Source organism: Mangrovibacillus cuniculi (assembly GCF_015482585.1).
Lineage (GTDB): Bacteria > Bacillota > Bacilli > Bacillales > R1DC41 > Mangrovibacillus > Mangrovibacillus cuniculi.
Genome location: NZ_CP049742.1, coordinates 392,501 through 412,135, shown reverse-complemented (window position 1 = coordinate 412,135; position 19,635 = coordinate 392,501). Strand labels below are relative to the sequence as shown.

At 38.8% G+C, this 19,635-nt stretch carries 19 protein-coding genes and 3 tRNA genes (1 of these 22 running past the window's edge); 2 read left to right on the top strand and 20 right to left on the bottom strand.

What is annotated here, in order from left to right:
• Window positions 1-9: 9 nt before the first annotated feature.
• The 7 genes from yhbH to queG all read right to left on the bottom strand — a co-directional run bounded on the left by yhbH (window position 10) and on the right by queG (window position 6,904).
• Window positions 10-1,182 (bottom strand): sporulation protein YhbH, encoded by a 1,173-nt coding sequence (gene yhbH / locus G8O30_RS02050; RefSeq protein WP_239673339.1) that lies wholly within the window; start codon window positions 1,180-1,182, stop codon window positions 10-12.
• Between the two features lie 246 nt (window positions 1,183-1,428).
• Entirely contained in the window at window positions 1,429-1,575 is a 147-nt protein-coding gene (locus G8O30_RS02045; protein ID WP_239673338.1) for a hypothetical protein, read from the bottom strand.
• A 67-nt stretch (window positions 1,576-1,642) separates the two neighbouring features.
• Window positions 1,643-3,538 (bottom strand): PrkA family serine protein kinase, encoded by a 1,896-nt coding sequence (locus G8O30_RS02040; RefSeq protein WP_239673337.1) that lies wholly within the window; start codon window positions 3,536-3,538, stop codon window positions 1,643-1,645.
• Window positions 3,539-3,625: 87 nt separating this feature from the next.
• Entirely contained in the window at window positions 3,626-4,015 is a 390-nt protein-coding gene (locus tag G8O30_RS02035) for a hypothetical protein (RefSeq protein WP_239673336.1), read from the bottom strand.
• 298 nt (window positions 4,016-4,313) lie between these two features.
• On the bottom strand, window positions 4,314-4,787 hold the full coding sequence (gene trmL / locus G8O30_RS02030; RefSeq protein WP_239673335.1) for a tRNA (uridine(34)/cytosine(34)/5-carboxymethylaminomethyluridine(34)-2'-O)-methyltransferase TrmL: 474 nt from the start codon (window positions 4,785-4,787) through the stop codon (window positions 4,314-4,316).
• A 56-nt stretch (window positions 4,788-4,843) separates the two neighbouring features.
• On the bottom strand, window positions 4,844-5,710 hold the full coding sequence (locus tag G8O30_RS02025) for an amidase domain-containing protein (protein WP_239673334.1): 867 nt from the start codon (window positions 5,708-5,710) through the stop codon (window positions 4,844-4,846).
• Window positions 5,711-5,773: 63 nt separating this feature from the next.
• On the bottom strand, window positions 5,774-6,904 hold the full coding sequence (gene queG, locus G8O30_RS02020; RefSeq protein WP_239673333.1) for a tRNA epoxyqueuosine(34) reductase QueG: 1,131 nt from the start codon (window positions 6,902-6,904) through the stop codon (window positions 5,774-5,776).
• Window positions 6,905-6,987: 83 nt separating this feature from the next.
• Between queG and G8O30_RS02015 the strand changes: the two genes are divergently transcribed.
• Complete coding sequence (locus G8O30_RS02015; RefSeq protein WP_239673332.1) at window positions 6,988-7,659, top strand: B3/B4 domain-containing protein; 672 nt, start codon at window positions 6,988-6,990, stop codon at window positions 7,657-7,659.
• Between the two features lie 108 nt (window positions 7,660-7,767).
• Here the strand turns inward: G8O30_RS02015 and G8O30_RS02010 are convergent.
• Window positions 7,768-7,841, bottom strand: a tRNA-Gly gene (locus tag G8O30_RS02010).
• 224 nt (window positions 7,842-8,065) lie between these two features.
• On the opposite strand from G8O30_RS02010, the gene G8O30_RS02005 reads away from it, so the two are divergent.
• Complete coding sequence (locus tag G8O30_RS02005) at window positions 8,066-9,061, top strand: acyltransferase family protein (RefSeq protein WP_239673331.1); 996 nt, start codon at window positions 8,066-8,068, stop codon at window positions 9,059-9,061.
• Between the two features lie 272 nt (window positions 9,062-9,333).
• On the opposite strand, the gene G8O30_RS02000 is transcribed toward G8O30_RS02005, so the two are convergent.
• From G8O30_RS02000 to G8O30_RS01945, 12 genes are all read right to left on the bottom strand, one after another.
• Complete coding sequence (locus G8O30_RS02000; RefSeq protein WP_239673330.1) at window positions 9,334-9,570, bottom strand: hypothetical protein; 237 nt, start codon at window positions 9,568-9,570, stop codon at window positions 9,334-9,336.
• An 81-nt stretch (window positions 9,571-9,651) separates the two neighbouring features.
• The gene (locus G8O30_RS01995) at window positions 9,652-10,620 is read right to left on the bottom strand and encodes a sugar phosphate isomerase/epimerase family protein (protein WP_239673329.1); all 969 of its coding nucleotides are present in this window, start codon (window positions 10,618-10,620) and stop codon (window positions 9,652-9,654) included.
• Window positions 10,621-10,632: 12 nt separating this feature from the next.
• Window positions 10,633-11,670: a Gfo/Idh/MocA family protein gene (locus G8O30_RS01990; RefSeq protein ID WP_239673328.1), complete on the bottom strand. Its 1,038-nt coding sequence runs from the start codon at window positions 11,668-11,670 to the stop codon at window positions 10,633-10,635.
• Between the two features lie 12 nt (window positions 11,671-11,682).
• Window positions 11,683-12,708, bottom strand: coding sequence for a Gfo/Idh/MocA family protein (locus G8O30_RS01985; protein WP_239673327.1), 1,026 nt, complete (start codon window positions 12,706-12,708; stop codon window positions 11,683-11,685).
• 13 nt (window positions 12,709-12,721) lie between these two features.
• The gene (locus G8O30_RS01980; RefSeq protein WP_239673326.1) at window positions 12,722-13,447 is read right to left on the bottom strand and encodes a ThuA domain-containing protein; all 726 of its coding nucleotides are present in this window, start codon (window positions 13,445-13,447) and stop codon (window positions 12,722-12,724) included.
• A gap of 5 nt (window positions 13,448-13,452) precedes the next feature.
• The gene (locus G8O30_RS01975) at window positions 13,453-14,163 is read right to left on the bottom strand and encodes a response regulator transcription factor (protein ID WP_239673325.1); all 711 of its coding nucleotides are present in this window, start codon (window positions 14,161-14,163) and stop codon (window positions 13,453-13,455) included.
• A gap of 1 nt (window position 14,164) precedes the next feature.
• Entirely contained in the window at window positions 14,165-15,931 is a 1,767-nt protein-coding gene (locus tag G8O30_RS01970) for a cache domain-containing sensor histidine kinase (protein ID WP_239673324.1), read from the bottom strand.
• Window positions 15,932-16,183: 252 nt separating this feature from the next.
• On the bottom strand, window positions 16,184-17,458 hold the full coding sequence (locus G8O30_RS01965; RefSeq protein ID WP_239673323.1) for an ABC transporter substrate-binding protein: 1,275 nt from the start codon (window positions 17,456-17,458) through the stop codon (window positions 16,184-16,186).
• Window positions 17,459-17,529: 71 nt separating this feature from the next.
• On the bottom strand, window positions 17,530-18,357 hold the full coding sequence (locus G8O30_RS01960; RefSeq protein ID WP_239673322.1) for a carbohydrate ABC transporter permease: 828 nt from the start codon (window positions 18,355-18,357) through the stop codon (window positions 17,530-17,532).
• Window positions 18,357-19,298 carry a carbohydrate ABC transporter permease gene (locus G8O30_RS01955; protein ID WP_239673321.1) on the bottom strand — a complete coding sequence of 314 codons (942 nt, stop codon included), beginning with the start codon at window positions 19,296-19,298 and terminating at the stop codon, window positions 18,357-18,359. Before G8O30_RS01955 ends, G8O30_RS01960 begins: the two co-directional genes overlap by 1 nt.
• A gap of 217 nt (window positions 19,299-19,515) precedes the next feature.
• A tRNA-Leu gene (locus G8O30_RS01950) sits at window positions 19,516-19,598 on the bottom strand.
• A 10-nt stretch (window positions 19,599-19,608) separates the two neighbouring features.
• Window positions 19,609-19,635, bottom strand: a tRNA-Cys gene (locus tag G8O30_RS01945) (it continues 44 nt past the right edge of the window).

Genomic DNA, 19,635 nt, shown 5'->3' with positions numbered 1-19,635 from the left:
CCCAAGAATTTATCTATTCATCGCTGTCGACTCCTCGTCTTGTTTAAAAAAGTACTTTAAGGAGTTAAAGACATCTGCTTTTTGCTTTAATACATAGTATTGGAATCTTTCATGCTGAAGATTGCGGTATGCGTTCATTAAAGTAGAGTTGCGGTTATACTGATTACCTTCTGCGTAATAAAACATGTTACTCATTGTTAGGAGTTCTTGAATTAGCTTAATACATCTAGCATTGTCAGAAGTTAAGTTATCACCATCGGAAAAGTGGACGGGGTAAATGTTGTAGCGATCAGGAGAGTATTTTGAATCGATTAATTCCAGTGATTTGCGGTAAGCGGATGAACATATCGTTCCCCCAGACTCTCCTTTCGAGAAGAAGTCTTCCTCTGTAACGACTTTTGCTTCGGTATGATGGGCAATGAATTCAATTTCTACTTTTTCGTACTTGGTGCGCAGGAATCGAGTCATCCAGAAGAAGAAGCTTCGGGCCATGTATTTCTCCCACATCCCCATAGATCCACTCGTATCCATCATCGCTAAAACAACTGCTTTCGATTCCGGTTTTACCGTTTCGGTCCACGTTCTGAATTTCAAATCCTCTGGAATAATTGGATGAAATTTTGGTTCGCCTGATAATGCATTTCGTCTAAAAGCTGTTAGCATTGTTTTCTTTTTATCAATGTTCCCCATAAGGCCTGTTTTTCGAATGTCATTAAACTCGATATGTTCGACTTTGTTTTCGTCTCGTTCTTTTCGAGCAAGTTTTGGCAGTGCTAGCTGGGAAAATAACGCTTCTTCAATTTCCATTAAAGATACTTCTGCTTCGTAATAATCCTCCCCTGCTTTATCTCCTGCTTGCTGTCCTTGACCTTGACCTTTTTGTGGAGAACCGTCTCGCGCTACCACGTCACCAACTTTACTATCACCTTTTCCTTGGCCGACATGTTTATTCTTTTCATCACTATAACGAATTTTATATTCATCTAATGAGCGAATGGGAATTTTCACGATGTCTTTTCCATTAGATAAAATGATACGTTCTTCTGTAACCAAATCAGGTAGTTGTTGTTTGATGGCATCTTGCACTTTTTCTTGATGACGTTGCTGATCATCATGACCTTTGCGATGGAGGGACCAATCTTCTTTTGATAGGACAAACAATGGCTTCTCTGGGTTAGTCAATCTTTTCCCCTCCCATACAATTTAGTGTCACTATTTCTTTATACGTTGCATAAATTAAAGTGTTGTGTGCCCATACATATATGAATTGTATAAGCGTCGGTTATATCTCTATCCTATGCAAGTTCTATTATTTATTTACTAAATATTTAGATAATTAGGCAGTAGCCCACAAACTTGGACAAGCCTTCTATATATCATTAGAATGAAAAAGGCTGTCGAAAACCGCATCGACAACCTTTCCATTTATTAAGAATATTGTTCTGGATCAGCCATTCTTCCATCTTCCTCTAGCTGTTCTTCGTCACGTAATCGATCCATTTGCTTCCCAAGCCAAACCATGTCTTCAAACGAATTCGTCATATTTCCGTTAAACATTTCTTCTCGTTTCTTCATCGGTTATTCCTCCTTAAAAAGCTGGTTTATTCATAGGATGACCGAAAATTACCGAGATAATCACCGCTTAACGATTTAATAGACTACCTACGTAACGAAGTAAATCATTTGCGCTTGTAGAATTATATCCATGCTCATCTACTAGCCTTGCAACCACTTCATTCATCTTCTTCAACTGCTGCTCATCAGGTGTTTTCGTAGATGTCGTAATCTTCACCACATCTTTTAAATCCGCAAACAATTTCTTTTGAATGGCTTCCCGAAGACGATCATGAGATTGATAGTCAAAGCGTTTCCCTTTACGTGCATAAGCAGAAATTCGAATCAAAATCTCTTCTCGGAAAGCTTTCTTCGCATTTTCTGAAATACCAATCTGCTCTTCAATCGAACGCATTAACTTCTCGTCAGGATTCAGTTCTTCTCCTGTTAGAGGATCACGAAGTTTATTTTTATTACAATAAGCCTCTACATTATCCAGATAGTTATCCATAAGTGTCTTAGCAGATTCTTCGTACGAGTAAACAAATGCCTTTTGTACTTCTTTCTTTGCTATATCGTCGTACTCTTTTCTTGCAAGCGAGATGAAACTTAAATAGCGTTCACGAAGTTCGTTGGAGATGGATGCGTGTTGGTCTAATCCTTCCTTTAAAGAGCGAAGAACGTCTAACGCATTAATGGATGCCACATCTTTACGAATAATCGTACTGGAAATTCGATTGATGACATAACGAGGGTCAATCCCACTCATCCCCTCATCTTGATACTCTTTCTTCATTTCATTCACATCCGCACTCGTAAAACCTTCTACCGCTTCCCCGTCGTATAGTCGCATTTTCTTTACTAAGTCCAGGTCACCGCGCTTCGGTTCTTTTAGGCGGGATAATATAGTAAACATTGCAGCAACGCGCATCGTGTGTGGTGCGATATGAACGTTTGCTACATCGGATTCAGCAATCATTTTTTCATAAATCTTCTCTTCTTGTGATACTCGTAAATTGTATGGCATTGGCATCACGATAATACGGGAATGCAATGCTTCGTTTTTCTTATTAGAAATAAACGAACGATACTCCGTTTCATTCGTATGAGCAACCACTAATTCATCCGCAGAGATTAAAGCGAATCTTCCCGCTTTAAAATTTCCTTCTTGCGTCAGAGATAATAGATGCCATAAAAATTTCTCATCACATTTTAACATCTCTTGGAATTCCATCATTCCTCTGTTTGCTTTGTTTAACTCCCCGTCAAAACGGTAAGCACGTGGATCTGACTCAGAACCAAACTGTGCAATCGTTGAGAAATCAATACTACCAGTTAAGTCAGCAATATCTTGTGACTTTGGATCAGACGGTGAAAATGTACCAATACCAACACGTTTATCCTCTGAGAAGAAAATACGCTCAACTACTACATCTTCCATGCGATTTCCATACTCTTGCTCTAATCGCATCGTATTAAGCGGAGATAAGTTCCCTTCAATTCGAACACCATACTCGTCAAAAAAGTCTTTACGTAAGTGTGACGGAATTAAATGTAGTGGATCTTCGTGCATCGGACATCCTTTAATCGCGTAAACTGCTCCGTTGTCCGTTCTAGCATAATTCTCTAATCCTTTTTTCAAAAGTGCTACTAAAGTTGATTTACCACCTGAAACGGGACCCATCAAAAGCAAGATACGTTTACGAACATCTAATCTTCTTGCAGCTGGGTGGAAATATTCTTCCACTAAACGCTCTAAGGATTCTTCTAATCCGAAAAGCTGCTGACCGAAGAACTCATAGCGCTTCACACCATTTTCTTCATAGACACCAGCATCTTTGATCATATTGTAGATTCGCGAATGAGCGGACTGAGCTACATAAGGTTTCTCTTTTACAATCTCCAAATATTCAGCAAATGTACCTTCCCAACGTAGCGACTGTTCTTCTTCCCTGAATTGTGCAATCTTTTTTAGAATGTCCATATAACCCTTCCTTTCTCGTTTGGGCTAAACGATTATTCTAAGGTATGCACGAAATCACGAAATGATGAAACGTAATCGCAGGAAGATTTATTTTGTTTTATTGTCCAAGTTCATAAAATCTAAATCTGTATCAATTAAATAATGATCCGTAATGACATCATTACTTCCGTTATGGACATAGAGCGTATACGTTTTATCTGGTGTAATTATATTTATTTTCCCATCATTCTCTGTGAAGGGTTCCATTGTAATTGCTGCTAAATCTTGTCGTACACCGGTATTAATTTGATTAATAACTTCCGCAATGACTGAAGCGTCCGTAATAATTTTGTGATAAATACGTCCGTTTTCCCCAAACTCCACACTAATTTCTTTCGTTTGTTTTACCGGAATCAGTTCATCAGTATTTTTCAGATGTCCAACCGTTAGCATAGCCGATATTGACATAATGACCAAACATAGTACGCCTTTCATCATAATCCCCCTAAAAATTCACTCTTGCTATATTAGTCGAAGAAAGGTTCATAGAGTTACAAGAAAGCAAGCCTATTTATTCCAATAGAAAACGTTCACATCAGAATGGAAATAAGCTATAATTGAAACAATACTATTACTATCAACAAGCAAGGGGGCAATGAACATGGGAACGATTTTAATTTTAGGGGTATGTGTAGCGTTCTTAACAGCGATTTTTACAGCTGGATATGATGATAAGCCGGGGAAGAAAACCTCTCATTAAACGAAAAAAGAAGTTGCCATCGCAACTTCTTTTTCTTTACCTCATATTCGGAAAACCTTGCTGCCTCAACGCTTCATAAATTAAAATCGCTGCCGTATTACTAACATTCAACGAACGGATTCCTTCTGTCATTGGAATGCGCATGGCACGATCTTTATTCGCTTCACGAAACTCCACTGGCAACCCCGTCGTTTCTCTTCCAAAAATAAAATAATAATCTTTATCTGGGTCACTATAATTCAATTGGTCGTAATAGTGTTCTCCGAATTTCGTAATTAAGAAAATCTCTCCATCTTTACTATACTCTAAGAAATCTTCTAATGAATTATGCTCTACTACCTTCGTATCTTTCCAATAATCCAGTCCAGCTCTCTTTACTTGTTTATCATCAATAGAAAAACTAAGCGGATGAATTAAATGTAATGTTGCATTTGTCCCTACACAGGTTCTAGCAATGTTACCCGTGTTTGCTGGGATTTCTGGTTGATATTGTACTACGTGTATTCCCACTTTTGTCACCTCGTTCATTTCTCTTCAACGGACATTATAGCATGATGTTTTCTTACTTACCTAGAATTGTCATCTAAAATATGATAAAAACGATACTTTATATTTGGCGTATACGCAGTAGAATCCTCGTACGCCCAATATCTCATTCGACTGTTGTACGTATTGGCATTTACTAAAGGCATTCCGTTTTCATCTTTCGCTGTTACAATGGTGGAGTGATCAAACCTACCATCTCCTTGAAAGTCGTAACAAATGATATCTCCTAGAATTAATTGGCTTGCATCAGTTACTCGTCTTGCTCGAAGACCAGTCTTTGAATTAGCAAAATAACCTTGAAACGCATGTGCTACTGCCCAACTCCAGCTCCAAGATGATCCTGTATACCACCACCCCGAACCTCTATTTGGATTTCCTCTCATTGGAGCTCCCCCAGCGCGCAAACATTGAGAAATATAATTAGTACAATTGTTCTCAAAGTATTTGTATGCAGGATTCGGTTTATTCCAATATTGTTCTGCGTATTGTACAGCTTTACGCCTATCGTATACAAAAGCAACTCGTTCATCTGAAGAATCAGGTAACAGACTCTCTTCTGTTTCCTCTTCTTCCGGTAACCATTCATAATCATCATACAACTCGTCTTTAAAAAAAGAAGCCACTCGGTTTTCTACCAGTTCCTCCATATAGTGCCTCTTCCCTTGGACTCGATAAAAGGAAAAATGCACATCGTAATGAACATACGTATAATCACCGTTTTGAAACTGATCTTTTATCTTTCCTTTTGCCATGGCTTTTCGTATTTCATTATTTTGTACCTTTGCTAATTTCGCTCTCTGCTCCATTGTTGGACACACAGATTTCATGTTGGAGTTCGTCAGCATTTGTAGTCGGTTGTTTGTTAAATCCGCTATTTGCTTCTTCATGGTATCCCTCCTACTCTTCCACTTTTACTCTATGTGGAAAAACGGATAGGACAAACCATTAATTTATTTCCTTAATGCTAATTCTATTTGCTCACAAACTAATTCATCTTTTTCTTTTTGGATTGCTTCTAATAAAATCCCCTTTGATTCTTCCGTCTTCATCTCACCTAACGCCCACGCTGCTGTTGCACGAATTTCGTTACGAGGATCTTTCCATAGCACCTGTTGGATACTTGGAATTGTAGAGACTTCTTTAAAATTCCCCAAAGCAATAAGTGCATTTCTTTGAATCGGTTTCTTGCCTCGCCAAGCACCAGACATCTCTCCGTAAAGTTCTTTAAACTCCTTATTCGATAAAAAAAGCAGTGGCTCTAAAAGTGGTTTTACTCTCTCCGGATCTGGGTGAAATTCTGTTTGGTGCGTTGCATTAATGCCTTTATTTTTTGGACATACTGTTTGACACGTGTCACATCCATAAAGGCGATTACCAATTTTCTTCATATATTCTTCTGGCAAAAAGGATTTCGTTTGCGTTAAGAAGGAAATACATTTTTGCGCATTTAACTGACCTCCAACACCGACAAGAGCACCTGTTGGACAAGCGTCTATGCATTTCCTACAGCTTCCACACTGGTCCATAATTGGTTCGTCTTCTTCAAAAGGGATATTCGTAATCATTTCTCCTAAATAAACATACGAACCAAATTCTTCTGTGATAATCGAACAATTTTTCGCGCTCCAACCAACCCCGGCACGCTCTGCAACTGCACGATCTACCAGTTCGCCGGTATCTACCATGGATCGCATTACAGCACTTGGATAACGTTCTGAGATGAATTGTTCTAATTTACACAATCTATCTCGCAATACGGTATGATAATCTTGTCCCCAAGAAGCTCGTGCAAAAATACCTCGACGTTCCCCCTTTTTGCCTTTTGGGGCATTGGACATTTTATTAGGATAAGCAACGGCAATAGAGATAATAGATTTAGGTGTGTCGTCAAAAATTAAAGATGGATTCGTTCGTTTTTCGATATCTTTTTCTTCAAATCCAGATGCGTGACCTAATTCTTCAAATCTAATAAGACGATTTTTCATCTCGCCGAAAGGGTTTGCAGCCGCAAAACCCACTAAATCTATGCCAAGATTACGACAGTTTTCTTGAATTTCTTTTTTTAGTTGAGCTGTATTCATACGTTTCAACTCCTCTCACATGAAAAAGGAAAGTAATATATGGTACGATAAGGAAAATTAATTTAGAAAGAGGGCTTTCATCCATGCAATTTTTTATAGATGACTCCGTAAAATCACGACTAAATGACGTAAAAATCAGTCTAATTCACTATACTACCATACAGGTAGGCGCTTCTCCACAGATGATAAAAGGTCGCCTACAACTTTTTCAAGAAGCTCTTTTTTTAGATTTGCAAGAAAAGCAAGTAAGTGACTTTAGTGGAATATCAGAGTGGAGAGATATCTTTAAAAAGACTGGGTATAACCCAAGTCGCTATCGTCCTTCTAACGAAGCATTGTATCGCCGAGTACAAAAACAACAATTTTTACAAAGTCACCACTCTGCAACCGATATCAACAACTTTTTCTCGATGGAATATGCCATTCCAATTGGAATTTATGATACAAGTAAGATAAAAGGTGACACTGTTACTATTGCCATTGGCCAAGAAGGAGAAACCTATTCCGGATTAAATGGACGTGATATTCACGCAGAAGGCTTGTTGGTTGCAAAGGATGAACAAGGTATCTTTGGCAGTCCATATGTTGATTCTGTTCGCACTGCAGTAACGGAGTCTACAACTGATGCTCTGCAGATCGTTTTCCATCAACCAAGTATTTCAGATGACAACGCTAAGAAACTGACAGAATCCCTTGCAAAAATGTTTACACAGGTACACGGTGGAGATCACAAGGTAACTAATTATACTATTTGAAATCTATATACGAAAACATGCACCTCCCTGTGGGAAGTGCATGTTTTCTCTTTATTATAAGTAGAAAAAAAAAACAAAAAAAAAGAACTTCTGGTAAGAAGAAAAAATTGGAGCGGGTGATGGGAATCGAACCCACGACATCAGCTTGGAAGGCTGAGGTTTTACCATTAAACTACACCCGCATATGCTTCGTATCGAAGACAATGTTTATCTTACACGAAATGGTATAATACGTCAATACTTTTTAAAAAAATATTTTTAAAGTTAAATAGATATATTTTACCAGTTTCTCCAAGAAGTTATTTGGGTATTGGTATTTATCATCCATTTCACTCTTGAAAAATATAAAAAAAAGAGTAGAATTATACACTTGAATACAAAACTAATAGAGAAGAAGGTAATACAGATGAATCGAATAGCTTATTTTGACAATGTAAAAGGTATTCTCATCTTCCTTGTCGTCTTCGGCCATATGTTATCTAGCTTTTTAGAAGAAAATGCATTTTTAGACGCTGTTTACTTGTTTATCTTTTTATTTCACATGCCTTTATTTATTTTAATTGCTGGTTACTTTTCCAAAAAGTTTCACGATAAAGGGTACGTAAAAAAATTAGCAGGTAAGTTAATTATTCCTTATATAATTTTTCAGCTACTTTACACATTGTACTACAAAGCATTTGATGATCCAGTAGGATTTACCTTGGTTACCCCTAGATGGGCGATGTGGTTTTTATTAAGCTTATTCTTCTGGAATTTAATGTTGTTTGTATTTACTAAATTTAAGAATGGTATGTGGTGGGCTGTTCTTTTTAGCTTGGCAGCTGGTTATATTCCTTTTGTCAGCGCCGAACTGAGTTTATCTAGAACGTTTTTCTTTTTCCCATTCTTCTTAGCCGGTTACTATTTGAAAAAAGAACACTTCTTAGCTTTGAAGAAAACACCTTATCAATGGACTGCTGGATTTGGACTAACACTCGTTTTTGTCTTTTTATGGTTGTTAAGTCCAATCGAAGTAAAGACTTGGCTTATGGGTAAGCGTAATTACTTTGAATTAGCAGATTCTCAGTTAATTTATGCATGGTCTTATCGATTCTGTTTATACCTGGCCATTGCACTAGTTTCCTTGTGCGTCTTAACGCTGATTCCAAAGAGAGAAACTTTCTTCACTTCATATGGTCAACATTCACTTTATATTTTCTTGCTTCATTTGCTATTAGTTAAGCTAGTAGTAGCAACTCCTATTAGAGACTTTATTTCCGAAAACTCTTTGTATTGGTTGCTAATCGTCTTTACAGTAGCAATATGCTTTATCACGAAGCACCGAATCACAAGAAAAATTGTTGATCCATTAGTAAACACAACTAGATACTTCACCTATCAAAGCCGAAATTCACATGGATGATAGAGCCAAAACCGCCTAGGAAGAATTATTCTTTCTGGGCGGTTTTTTTGTTACGTGAACAGTAACAACTCATCGTTGGTCACGTGATGTGGCCTGTATTTAGATGAGTGTCCTTTTCCCCACTCTCTCTCTGTGTGTGGCGGCTTAAGCGCTTTTGTACCCGTTTTTCCTTCACCTTTCCAGCGGCTTAACCGCTTTTGTACCACTGATTGTTCTCTACACATGGCGACTTAACCCTTTTGCCGCCATCTCTCCCGCTCCCACATGGCGACTTAACCCTTTTGTCGCCATCTCTCCCCTCCCACACGGCGACTTAACCCTTTTGTCGCCATCTCTCCCCCTCCCACACGGCGACTTAACCCTTTTGTCGCCATCTCTCCCCCTCCCACATGGCGACTTAACCCTTTTGTCGCCATCTCTCCCGCTCCCGCATGGCGACTTAACCACTTTGTCGCCTTCCGTCCCGCTCCTACCCGGTGGCTTAAGCGCTTACGTTGCCAATTTTCCAATCCACACCATCTTCTCCCAACCAAAGCACAACAAAAAAAGCCAGCACCAAGATCCCTCCTGGCACTAGCTCCCTCAACCAATCACACCCACCACATAGCTGCAGGCTGATCTTTAATAATTACTGATTTCAAATTCGTTACCGCACGCGCGAATCCTTCTTCGATAGACATTAATGGATCTTCATGCTCGATGCTCACCACATAATCATACCCGTACGTACGAAGTGCACTTACCATATCAGACCATTCTTGCAGCGAATGTCCACATCCGACAGAACGGAACGACCACGCACGAGTTTGAACATTTCCGTATGGTTGCATATCTGTTAGCCCATACATGTTTACGTTATCCTGATCGATGTACGTGTCTTTTGCGTGGAAATGGTGGATGGCACCTTCTTTTCCTAAAATCTTAATCGCTGCTACAGGATCGATTCCTTGCCACCAAAGATGACTTGGATCTAGGTTCGCCCCAATCGCTGGGCTTGTTTCTTCTCTTAATTTCAGCAACGTGTAAGGTGTATGCACTAAGAAACCTCCATGAAGCTCCAAACCAATTTTCACTCCACGCTTCTCAGCCAATTCACCGATTCGTTTCCAGTATGGAATCAACTTTTGCTCCCATTGCCAAGTCAAAATGTCTCCGTACTCATTCGGCCAAGGTGCCACTGGCCAGTTAGGGTACTGGGAAGTTTCAGAATCACCCGCAACTCCAGAGAAACAGTTTACTACTGGAACATTCATCAAGCTAGCAAGTTCAATAGACTTTTCCAAGTCACGATTAGATTGCTCTGCGAATGCTTTGTCCGGAGAAATTGGATTTCCGTGACAGCTAAAAGCACTAATCGTTAGCCCTCTTGATGTCACCTTTTCCATGAATTCCACGCGCTTTTCTTCACTTTCCAATAATTCATCCACTGGGCAGTGTTGTTGTCCCGGGTAACCACCAGTGCCAATTTCGACCGCTTCCACTCCGGCTTGTTGAACGTAATCCAACATCTCATCTACATTTTTATCTGCAAAAAGTACCGTAAACACTCCTAGTTTCATCGTAACTCCCCCTTACAGTTTTATGCTTGTGCCTAGTTCATGACTTCTGTAAATCGCGTCTATAATAGTAGATACCGTTGCCGCTTCCTCTGATTTCACTACTTGCTCCGCCTGACCTAAACATGTCTCTACAAAATTTGTCGCTTGTGGAACACTTGGATTGTCATCCCCACTCATCCAAGTAACATCTGAGTTAGTCCACACACCGTGACTTGGTTTATAAATACGAACTGGGAATACATCCATTCCACCTAAATCACCAGAAATGCTGATAGACTCTTCGTCATCTGGGATGTTTGCAGCCCAAGATGTTTCAAATTGCAGTGACGATCCGTCCTCAAACGTGATAAATGCCGTTACATGATCATCTACAGAAAATGATTCTGCGTTGATGTCTCCCCATTCATTCAACAAATTAGGTTTGCGACTGACAGAGTTATATACTCGGCCAAGCACTTCCACAGGCTTTGGATTTCCTAAGAGCCAAAGCGATAAATCCAATAAGTGACAGCCGTAATCGATCAAACTTCCGCCACCCTGTAGTTCTTTATTTGTAAATACGCCCCAACCAGGTACTTTCCTTCTGCGAAGCGCTTTTACTCTTGTCACAAGTGGATTTCCAACCACACCTTCTTGCATGATGTTTTTGGCAGCTTGTGCTTCTTTCATAAAGCGGTAATGGTAAGCAATGGAGAGCACTTTGCCAGACTTCTCTTCTGCTTCCCTCATACGTTCACACTCATCTGGTGTCATCGCCATTGGCTTTTCACAAAAGACATGAACACCTGCGTGTAAAGCCGCTATAGTGAATTCTGCATGAAATTTATTCGGTGTGCAGATGGTGACTGCATCTACAAGAGGAAAGATATCTTCCAAATCTTTTACCACGTTTGGAATATCGAAATCCTTTGCGACTTGTGCTGCTCGTTCTTCATTCACGTCGTACACCGCAGTTATTTCTACAGAATCATTCATTTGCTGAAAAGTTGGGATGTGGCGGCCGACGGCAATTCCGCCGACACCAACAATCCCGATTCGAAGTTTAGACATAGGTAGACTCCTTTAAGAGATTTTTACGATTTGCTTCGTTTCGCTAGACTCTAGAGCTGACAATACCACTTGTAAAGATTTGTATCCTTCTTCACCAGTAATTAATGGTGGTGTGTCTGTCAAAATACTGTTTACAAAATGGTGAATGACACCAGAACTTCTTTGGCCACCGTCATCATTAGTTTGAATACCACCTAGTTCATACTTCACTACTTCTCCGTTACGGTATTGAGCAATAAGAGAATGAGTAGGGTCATCTTCTAAACGTAAAATGCCCTTTTCTCCGTAAATAATCGTTGAGTTATCCTCTTTGGAAACGTAAGACCAGCTAGCAGCAAGCGTACCAATTACGCCACTTTCCGTTTTCAGTACACAAACCGCTGTGTCATCTACATCTCCTTCTTTGGAGCTCGTCTCAACGAAAGCTCCTACTTCAACGAATTCCTCACCTAGTACGTAGCGAAGTAGATCCGTTTTATGTACCCCTAGGTCTCCCATCGCACCGATAAATGCTTGTTCCTTCTTGAAGAACCAGCTGTCCGCTCCATCTGCACTCCATCCTTCTGGTCCACCGTGACCGAAAGCCGAACGGAAGCTATATACTTTTCCAAGTTCTCCAGAAGCAATCATTTGACGAGCTTTCTCATGCGATCTTACAAAGCGTTGATTATGTGCAATCATTAGCTTTTTACCACTATTTTCTGCTGCTGCGATCATTGCTTCTGCTTCTTTTTTGGAAGTCGCCATAGGCTTTTCACACAGGACGTGTTTTCCTTTTTCTAAAGCTAAAATGGAAATCGGCGCATGAAGATAGTTTGGTGTACATACACTCACTGCATCAATTGTTGGATCTTCTAGTAATTCTTTATAATCTGTATACACTTTCGCATCATACAATTCACCAAACACTTGCGCACGCTCTTCCACAATGTCACACACCGCAACAATCTTTGTCGTTTCTAACGCATCATATTCAGGCATATGACGGTGCTTTGCAATACTTCCACAACCGATAACAGCAATTTTTAACGTAGTCATAATTTTTTCCTCCTTATGCTTTCACTGTAATGTTTTCTAATGGTTTTGCGTTTCCGTACACTGGTCTCTCTCTTTTTACAGGTGCTGCCCACTGAACTGCATTTTGAATAACGCGTTGAATTTTCTCATTATAATAAGTTGGGTACGTTTCATGTCCTGGTCGGAAGTAGAAGATTTTCCCGTTTCCTCGTGTATACGTACAACCACTTCGGAATACTTCTCCACCTTCAAACCAACTCATCATGACTAACTGTTCTGGAGATGGGATATCAAAGTGCTCTCCGTACATTTCTTCTTTCTCTAGCTCGATATACTCTCCAATTCCTTCTACAATTGGATGACTTGGATCTACTACCCACAGCCTTTCTTTCTCATCTGCTTCTCTCCATTTTAAGTCACAGGAAGTTCCCATCAGCTTCTTAAAAATTTTAGAGAAATGCCCAGAGTGTAAAACAATAAGTCCCATACCATCTAACACACGTTGACGAACACGTTCCACCACTTCGTCAGATACTTCATCATGCGCAATATGTCCCCACCAAACTAAAACATCTGTCTGATCTAATCGCTCTTGCGTTAAACCATGTTGTTCCTCATCTAAAGTGGCCGTCTCTACTTGAACTTCCGGTGCTTGTAAAAAGGAAGCAATCGCTCCATGAATACCATCTGGATAGACAGCTCTCACTTTTTCACTCTTTTGTTCATGACGGTTTTCATTCCAAACTAAAACGTTAACCATTTTCCTCATCCCTTCTCTAATCCTTCTCGGTAGTCATTTGGTGTAATGCCGTAGTACTTTTTGAATACTTTGCTAAAGTACTTATCATTCTGATAACCTACTTGATACGCAACCTCATAAATTTTTAGTTGTGGTTTCTTTAACAGTTTCTTTGATTCTTCTAATCTTTTTTTCGTGATATATTCCGTAATGGTTAAATTGTGTTCTTGCTTAAATTTACGAGAAATGTGTTCACGACTCATGAAGAAGGTATTAGCTATGTCTTGTAAGTTAATTTCTTCACGGAAATGTTCCTCTACGTATTTCGTAATCTCAGAATCAACTACATTGGGTGGTGGTTCATTTTCCCTTAAAAGTTCCACAGCTTTTCTTAACGTTTCATTTAGTAAAGCAGGATCAATTGGTTTTAAAATGTAATCAAAACTTTGATAATTAATCGCCGTTCTCATATAGTGATAATCGTCATAACCAGACACTACGATTGTTTTTCCATGGTAAGCGGACGAATGTAGCCACTCTAGAACAGAGATACCATCTTTAATAGGCATTTGCATATCGGTAAAAATCAAATCAGGTTTTTGCTGTTGGATAAGCTGAATCCCTTCTTCTCCATTTTCTGCTTCTAAAATAGAATGAATGCCGTTTTCTTCCCATTCGCCTAGCAATAGTAGTCCTTCTCGAACGTGTTTTTCATCATCAATAATGATTGCCTTCACCTTATTCACCACTCTTTTCTAATGGAATGGTCATGGTTACTTCAAAACCTGATGGCTCAAGGTTACGAAGATATACTTGTGCATCTAGACCGTAATACAACGTTAGCCGTGCATAAACATTTTTTAATCCAATATGCTGGTCTGAACTTGTTTTCTTTTTTTCTTGAAGGATTTTCTGTATCTCTTCTAATCTTTCCTTTTTAACACCAATTCCGTTATCTCGAACAATCATGTGCAAATAACCATTACTCTCTATGCAAACAATACGAATTTCCCCATTGTTCTCCCTTAAGGAAAAGCCATGCTTAAAGAAGTTTTCCACATGTGGTTGGATAATCATTTTTGGTACCAGTGTGTTTCTAATTGAATCCTCAATTTTTACCTCGTAATGAAGGTGATCCCCAAAACGTTCTTTTTGTAATTCCATGAATGCTTCGGTGTATTTCACTTCTTTGTGCAAAGGTACGAGGTCTTCCCCCACGTTCATGCTGTAGCGCATGATATTAGATAGGTGTGTAATTAAGGAATAGATTTGTGGTACTTTGTTTTTTAAAGCAATGGTTCCAATGGATTGCAGGGCATTAAAGAGAAAATGTGGATTAATTTGTGATTGCAGTACTTTTAGCTGATTATTCTTATTTTCAAGCTCTAACTTGTATTCTCTTATAATCAGTTTGTTTACTCGTTCCATCATTTGTTGAAATCTTCGGCTTAATAGGCCAATTTCATCCGAACCAAAGGATGGGAGCTTTACTCGTAAATTACCGTTTTCCACTTGCTCAATCGTTTGTAAAAGCACTCTAATTGGAGAAGTAATTTTAAATGAAATAAATAACGTTGCTAATATGACTAGCGATAAGCCTAAGATTCCAAATAAGATATTAATCTTGATAACGCTGTAAGCGCTTTCGTACAAGTTATCATAAGGTACTCGTTTAATTAAGTACCAGCCTCCTGTTTTCGCAGAAAGTTTCGAGTAAAGCATCACACCATCAAACGATTCATCCTTCCATTCTATCGCTCCAAACGGTTCTTCTTGCGATAAGATGTTTTTCGTCCATTCTTGCTTCTCCTCTTCTGGATTGGAACTGTACACAACCTCTCCATCTCTTGTGACTAGAAAGAGATCTTCCGAATCACTTTGATATAGATTCATACTTAGCTCTTCTATTCTTTCGCGAGAGATTTGTAAGGTCATATATGCTAGAACTCTATCAGAAGGCACGTTACGTAACACTCTGTGAAATAATAAATCCGAAGATCCTGGTCGAAAATATGCAGGGTACACGTTTGTTGGTTCTATGTAAATATTATGTGGATCCAATTGTGCTCGGTTAAAAGAGTTTTGAACCCGATCATGATTCTTGTTAGTGAAAACTACTGTGGAATGCTTTGTCGCCTGCACCACACGTTGATCACTAGCAAATGTTAGGTAAACGCCATCTATGGTGTCTTCCGTATTTAAAATAGCTTGAACGATATTTCGAACTCCTCCAATATTTATTTGTTGGTCGTTGGAAGAAGAGCGAATGTAGTTCAAAAAATCAGGATAGTTGTAAACAGAAAGTGTAAGATCACTTAAATCTTGAAGGTAGTTCTCTAAATTAGTTCTTCCTTGAAAAAGTAAGTTACTACTTTCTTCAATTAACTGGTCCTCTAAAGAGCTTTTTGTATAGTAGTAAGTAATTAAGATAGAGCTACCATACGGAATGATGGTTGCTAATAACAAGAGCAGAATAAGTTTGTTTCTTATACTTTTGCGGATCAAGTTACTATCAACCTCCCATTCTATCTCTTTAGCTTCAGTATAATTGGAAAAGAAGTGTAATGAAAAGGCTTTCTTTTATCTTTGTGAAAAGTGCACGAAAGCGATTGTGTAGTTTGTTCATTTTTTACATTTCAGTCTGAATGAACTATTTAGTAGCAACATGACTACATTTCTCATCAGGTTATAAGTGGTTACTGTGGAGCTCAAAACAAAATAGAGAGAAGACCAGTTTCAGGCCTTCTCCCCATTTTATTACTTCAACTTATCCCAAGATTGTTGGAATTTCTCCAGTAATGTTGGATAGTCGATTTTACCAGCAGCATATTCTTGAATTGCCGCAGCGAATTCTTGGTTCGCACCATCTGGCCATCTAAACCAAGTCCAAGGGATTGTCTTGTCTTCTTTAGAATAATCTAGAATAGATAGACCTAAGTCACCTAATCCATTTGGCTCGATGTTATCAAACGCAGGGATAAACTTAAATTCTTCTGTCACAAAACGTTTACCTGTTTCAGAAGATACCATCCAATCTAAGAATAGCTTTGCTTCTTCTAGATTTTCAGAGTTTTTGTTTACTACCCAGTTGTTAGGTACTCCAACTGGAAGACGGTCTGCACTAGCATCGTTTGTCATTGCGATTGGAAGGAAGCCCATGCTCATGTCTGGGTTGATTTCATAGATCATGTTTTCTGTCCAGTTACCTTGTTGCAGCATTGCTGCTTGACCAGAAGCAAATAATGTTACTTGTGTGTTGTAATCTGTTGTGATTGGATTGTCGTTCGCAAATCCAAGCTCAGTATCTAGTACTTCTTTAAATGCTTCAAAATGCTCGTTTCCAACGATTGATTCTGTACCAGCATATAATCCTTCAATAAATGCTACAGGATCATCTTGTTGAGCAAAAGGAATGTTAAGTAAATGTTGTCCGATTACCCACCACTCGCCGTATCCAGCTGCGAAAGGAGTAATGCCTGCATCTTTTAACTTTTGTGCAGCAGCTTTTAAGTCATCCACTGTTTTTGGAGCTTCTGTGATACCAGCTTGCTCAAAGAGATCTTTGTTGTATGCAAATCCATAACCTTCTAAGTTAACTGGCATACCGTAAAGTTTACCGTCTGTTCCTGTCATTGGTACTTTACCGATTGGTAAAACGTGCTCTACCCACGCCTCTTCTGATAAGTCAGCTAACTTTTCTTGCCAAAGCTCTAATTCTTTGAATCCACCGTTGTTGAAGATATCCGGCTCTTCACCAGAAGCAAATTTTGCTTTTAAAGCAGCACCGTAGTCAGCACCCCCACCGACTGTCTCCAACTTCACTTTAATGTTTGGATGTTCTGCTTCAAACTCCTTAATCATTTCTGCAAGTTGATCTGCAATTTCTACTTTAAATTGGAACAGGTTTAACGTTACAACTTCCCCGTCTGTTGTTCCGTCACCAGGTTCACTTGTTGTTCCTTCCGATGTACAACCAGCAAGAATGCCTAGTACAAGTAAGAAAGACAAACACATTAGCCAAGCTTTTTTCATTTTATTGACCTCCCCATAGTTCGTGTAAATGTATTATATAAATCTCCTATTAATAAAAAGAGATGTTATATCTATTTGATAGAACCAGCAGCAATTCCTTTAATAATATGTTTTTGTAAAAACAAGAAGAATATGATTACTGGTGTAATACCCATCATCAGAGCTGCTAAGCCCATATCCCATTGCTTTGTGTATTGGGCAAAGAAGGAGCTTGTTGCAAGTGGGATTGTCTTTAAGTTTGGATCTTGTAAAACTAGTAATGGTAGTAAGAAGTCATTCCAAATCCATAGCGTATTTAAAATAATTACTGTTACAGTAATTGGCTTTAATAACGGAAATACAATACGCCAGAACACCCCAAAAGAGCTACAACCATCTATCCTGGCAGATTCCTCAATTTCTATTGGTACAGTCTTTACAAAACCATGATATAAAAATAGAGAAAGTGGGACCCCAAAGCCAAAGTACATAAATACTAATCCAGGAATACTATTCATAATTCCAAGCGTTCCTCCCACTTTCATTAAAGGGATCATTACCGTTTGGAATGGGATTACCATTGCGGAAACAAATATGATAAATAGAATTTTACTAAACTTCCCTGGCGTTCTTACCATCTTCCATGCCGCCATGGAACTAATTACAACTAAACCAATATTACTGAAAACAGTAATGGTTAACGAATTCCAGAATGCACGTGGAAAGTTGATAACTTCCCATACTTTCATATAGTTAGCGAACAGAACCTCTTTAGGAAGTGCTGCAGCATTTAGGAGAATTTCCGAAAATGATTTTACAGAATTAATCAATACAAAATAGAACGGAATTAAAAAGATTAATCCAACAACAATCCCTACTACCTCTAATCCAAGTGTTCCGATAGTATATTTATTTCTCATTATGCCTGAACCTCCTTACGCTTCGTTAACACTACTTGAAGCGTTGTAAATACTGCTACGATAAGGAAGAAAATAAACGATTTTGCTGTACCTAAACCGTATCGATTATATTGGAACGCTTCGTTATAAATATTGATAGCAACCGATTGTGTTGAATTAAACGGACCTCCACCAGTTAACGATAAGTTCAAATCAAAGATTTTAAATGCCATTGAGATGGTTAAGAAGAAACAGATAGTAAATGCAGGTAGTATTAATGGGATGATAATTTTACGTAACATCATCCAACTAGAAGCCCCATCAATTTTTGCCGCTTCCAGTAAAGATGGATCTACTCCTTGTAAAGCTGCAATGTAGATGACCATCATGTATCCACTAATCTGCCAAGCAAATACGATGACAATACCCCAAAAAGCGGTTGTTTCGTCGCCTAACCATGGTAATTTGAAGAATGCAATGTCTGTCGCAGCACCAACCGCAGCAAATCCTTTAACAAAGATGAACTGCCAGATGAATCCTAATAGTAATCCACCAATAACGTTTGGAATAAAGTAGACTGTTCTTAATATGTTCTTCGACTTTAATGCTGCATTAAGAAGTAACGCAAGACTAAAGCCAATGAGATTACTAATGACTACTGCTGCTAACATAAATTTCGTTGTAAATAAAAATGAGTTCAGGAAGTCTTTATCATTAGTGAAGATCTTGAGATAGTTAGCAAACCCTACCCACTCAGCTGTAGAACTAACTCCGTTCCATGATGTAAAAGAATAATATAACCCCATGAAGAATGGAACTAATTGAACAATGGTGAAAAAAAGTATTGCTGGTCCTACGAATGCTGCATACGTTAAGACACTTTTCCATTTAGCCTTTTTCTTTGATGCGAGCTTTACGGAAGATTTTACAGAAATGTCTTGTGGAGAAAGTTTTGGCTCCAAACTTGTCACCGCCTTTTATGTAATCGCTTTCTTTTATTATAAAGAACCGGTTTAAGGTCATGGTGCACAGAATTGATGAAAATGGTGCACTATTGTGACATTTTTGAAAGCCTTTTCAAAAATGTTGCTACTTGTTCTTTGCAAAGTTATCCAATATTAATAAAAAAACGCTTCTCTAAAATAGAGAAGCGTTTTTTTATTATAAGTTTCGCTCAGATACCGGTGGCCGGGGTCGAACCGGCACGCCATCGCTGGCAGTGGATTTTGAGTCCACCGTGTCTGCCATTCCACCACACCGGCAAATCTATTAAGGCGGCAACCGGATTTGAACCGGTGA

Coding starts and splice junctions, on each gene's coding strand:
- G8O30_RS02045 (WP_239673338.1), bottom strand. CDS start 1,575: ATGAAGAAACGAGAAGAAATGTTTAACGGAAATATGACGAATTCGTTT.
- G8O30_RS02040 (WP_239673337.1), bottom strand. CDS start 3,538: ATGGACATTCTAAAAAAGATTGCACAATTCAGGGAAGAAGAACAGTCG.
- G8O30_RS02035 (WP_239673336.1), bottom strand. CDS start 4,015: ATGATGAAAGGCGTACTATGTTTGGTCATTATGTCAATATCGGCTATG.
- G8O30_RS02025 (WP_239673334.1), bottom strand. CDS start 5,710: ATGAAGAAGCAAATAGCGGATTTAACAAACAACCGACTACAAATGCTG.
- queG (WP_239673333.1), bottom strand. CDS start 6,904: ATGAATACAGCTCAACTAAAAAAAGAAATTCAAGAAAACTGTCGTAAT.
- G8O30_RS02015 (WP_239673332.1), top strand. CDS start 6,988: ATGCAATTTTTTATAGATGACTCCGTAAAATCACGACTAAATGACGTA.
- G8O30_RS02005 (WP_239673331.1), top strand. CDS start 8,066: ATGAATCGAATAGCTTATTTTGACAATGTAAAAGGTATTCTCATCTTC.
- G8O30_RS01995 (WP_239673329.1), bottom strand. CDS start 10,620: ATGAAACTAGGAGTGTTTACGGTACTTTTTGCAGATAAAAATGTAGAT.
- G8O30_RS01990 (WP_239673328.1), bottom strand. CDS start 11,670: ATGTCTAAACTTCGAATCGGGATTGTTGGTGTCGGCGGAATTGCCGTC.
- G8O30_RS01985 (WP_239673327.1), bottom strand. CDS start 12,708: ATGACTACGTTAAAAATTGCTGTTATCGGTTGTGGAAGTATTGCAAAG.
- G8O30_RS01980 (WP_239673326.1), bottom strand. CDS start 13,447: ATGGTTAACGTTTTAGTTTGGAATGAAAACCGTCATGAACAAAAGAGT.
- G8O30_RS01965 (WP_239673323.1), bottom strand. CDS start 17,458: ATGAAAAAAGCTTGGCTAATGTGTTTGTCTTTCTTACTTGTACTAGGC.
- G8O30_RS01960 (WP_239673322.1), bottom strand. CDS start 18,357: ATGAGAAATAAATATACTATCGGAACACTTGGATTAGAGGTAGTAGGG.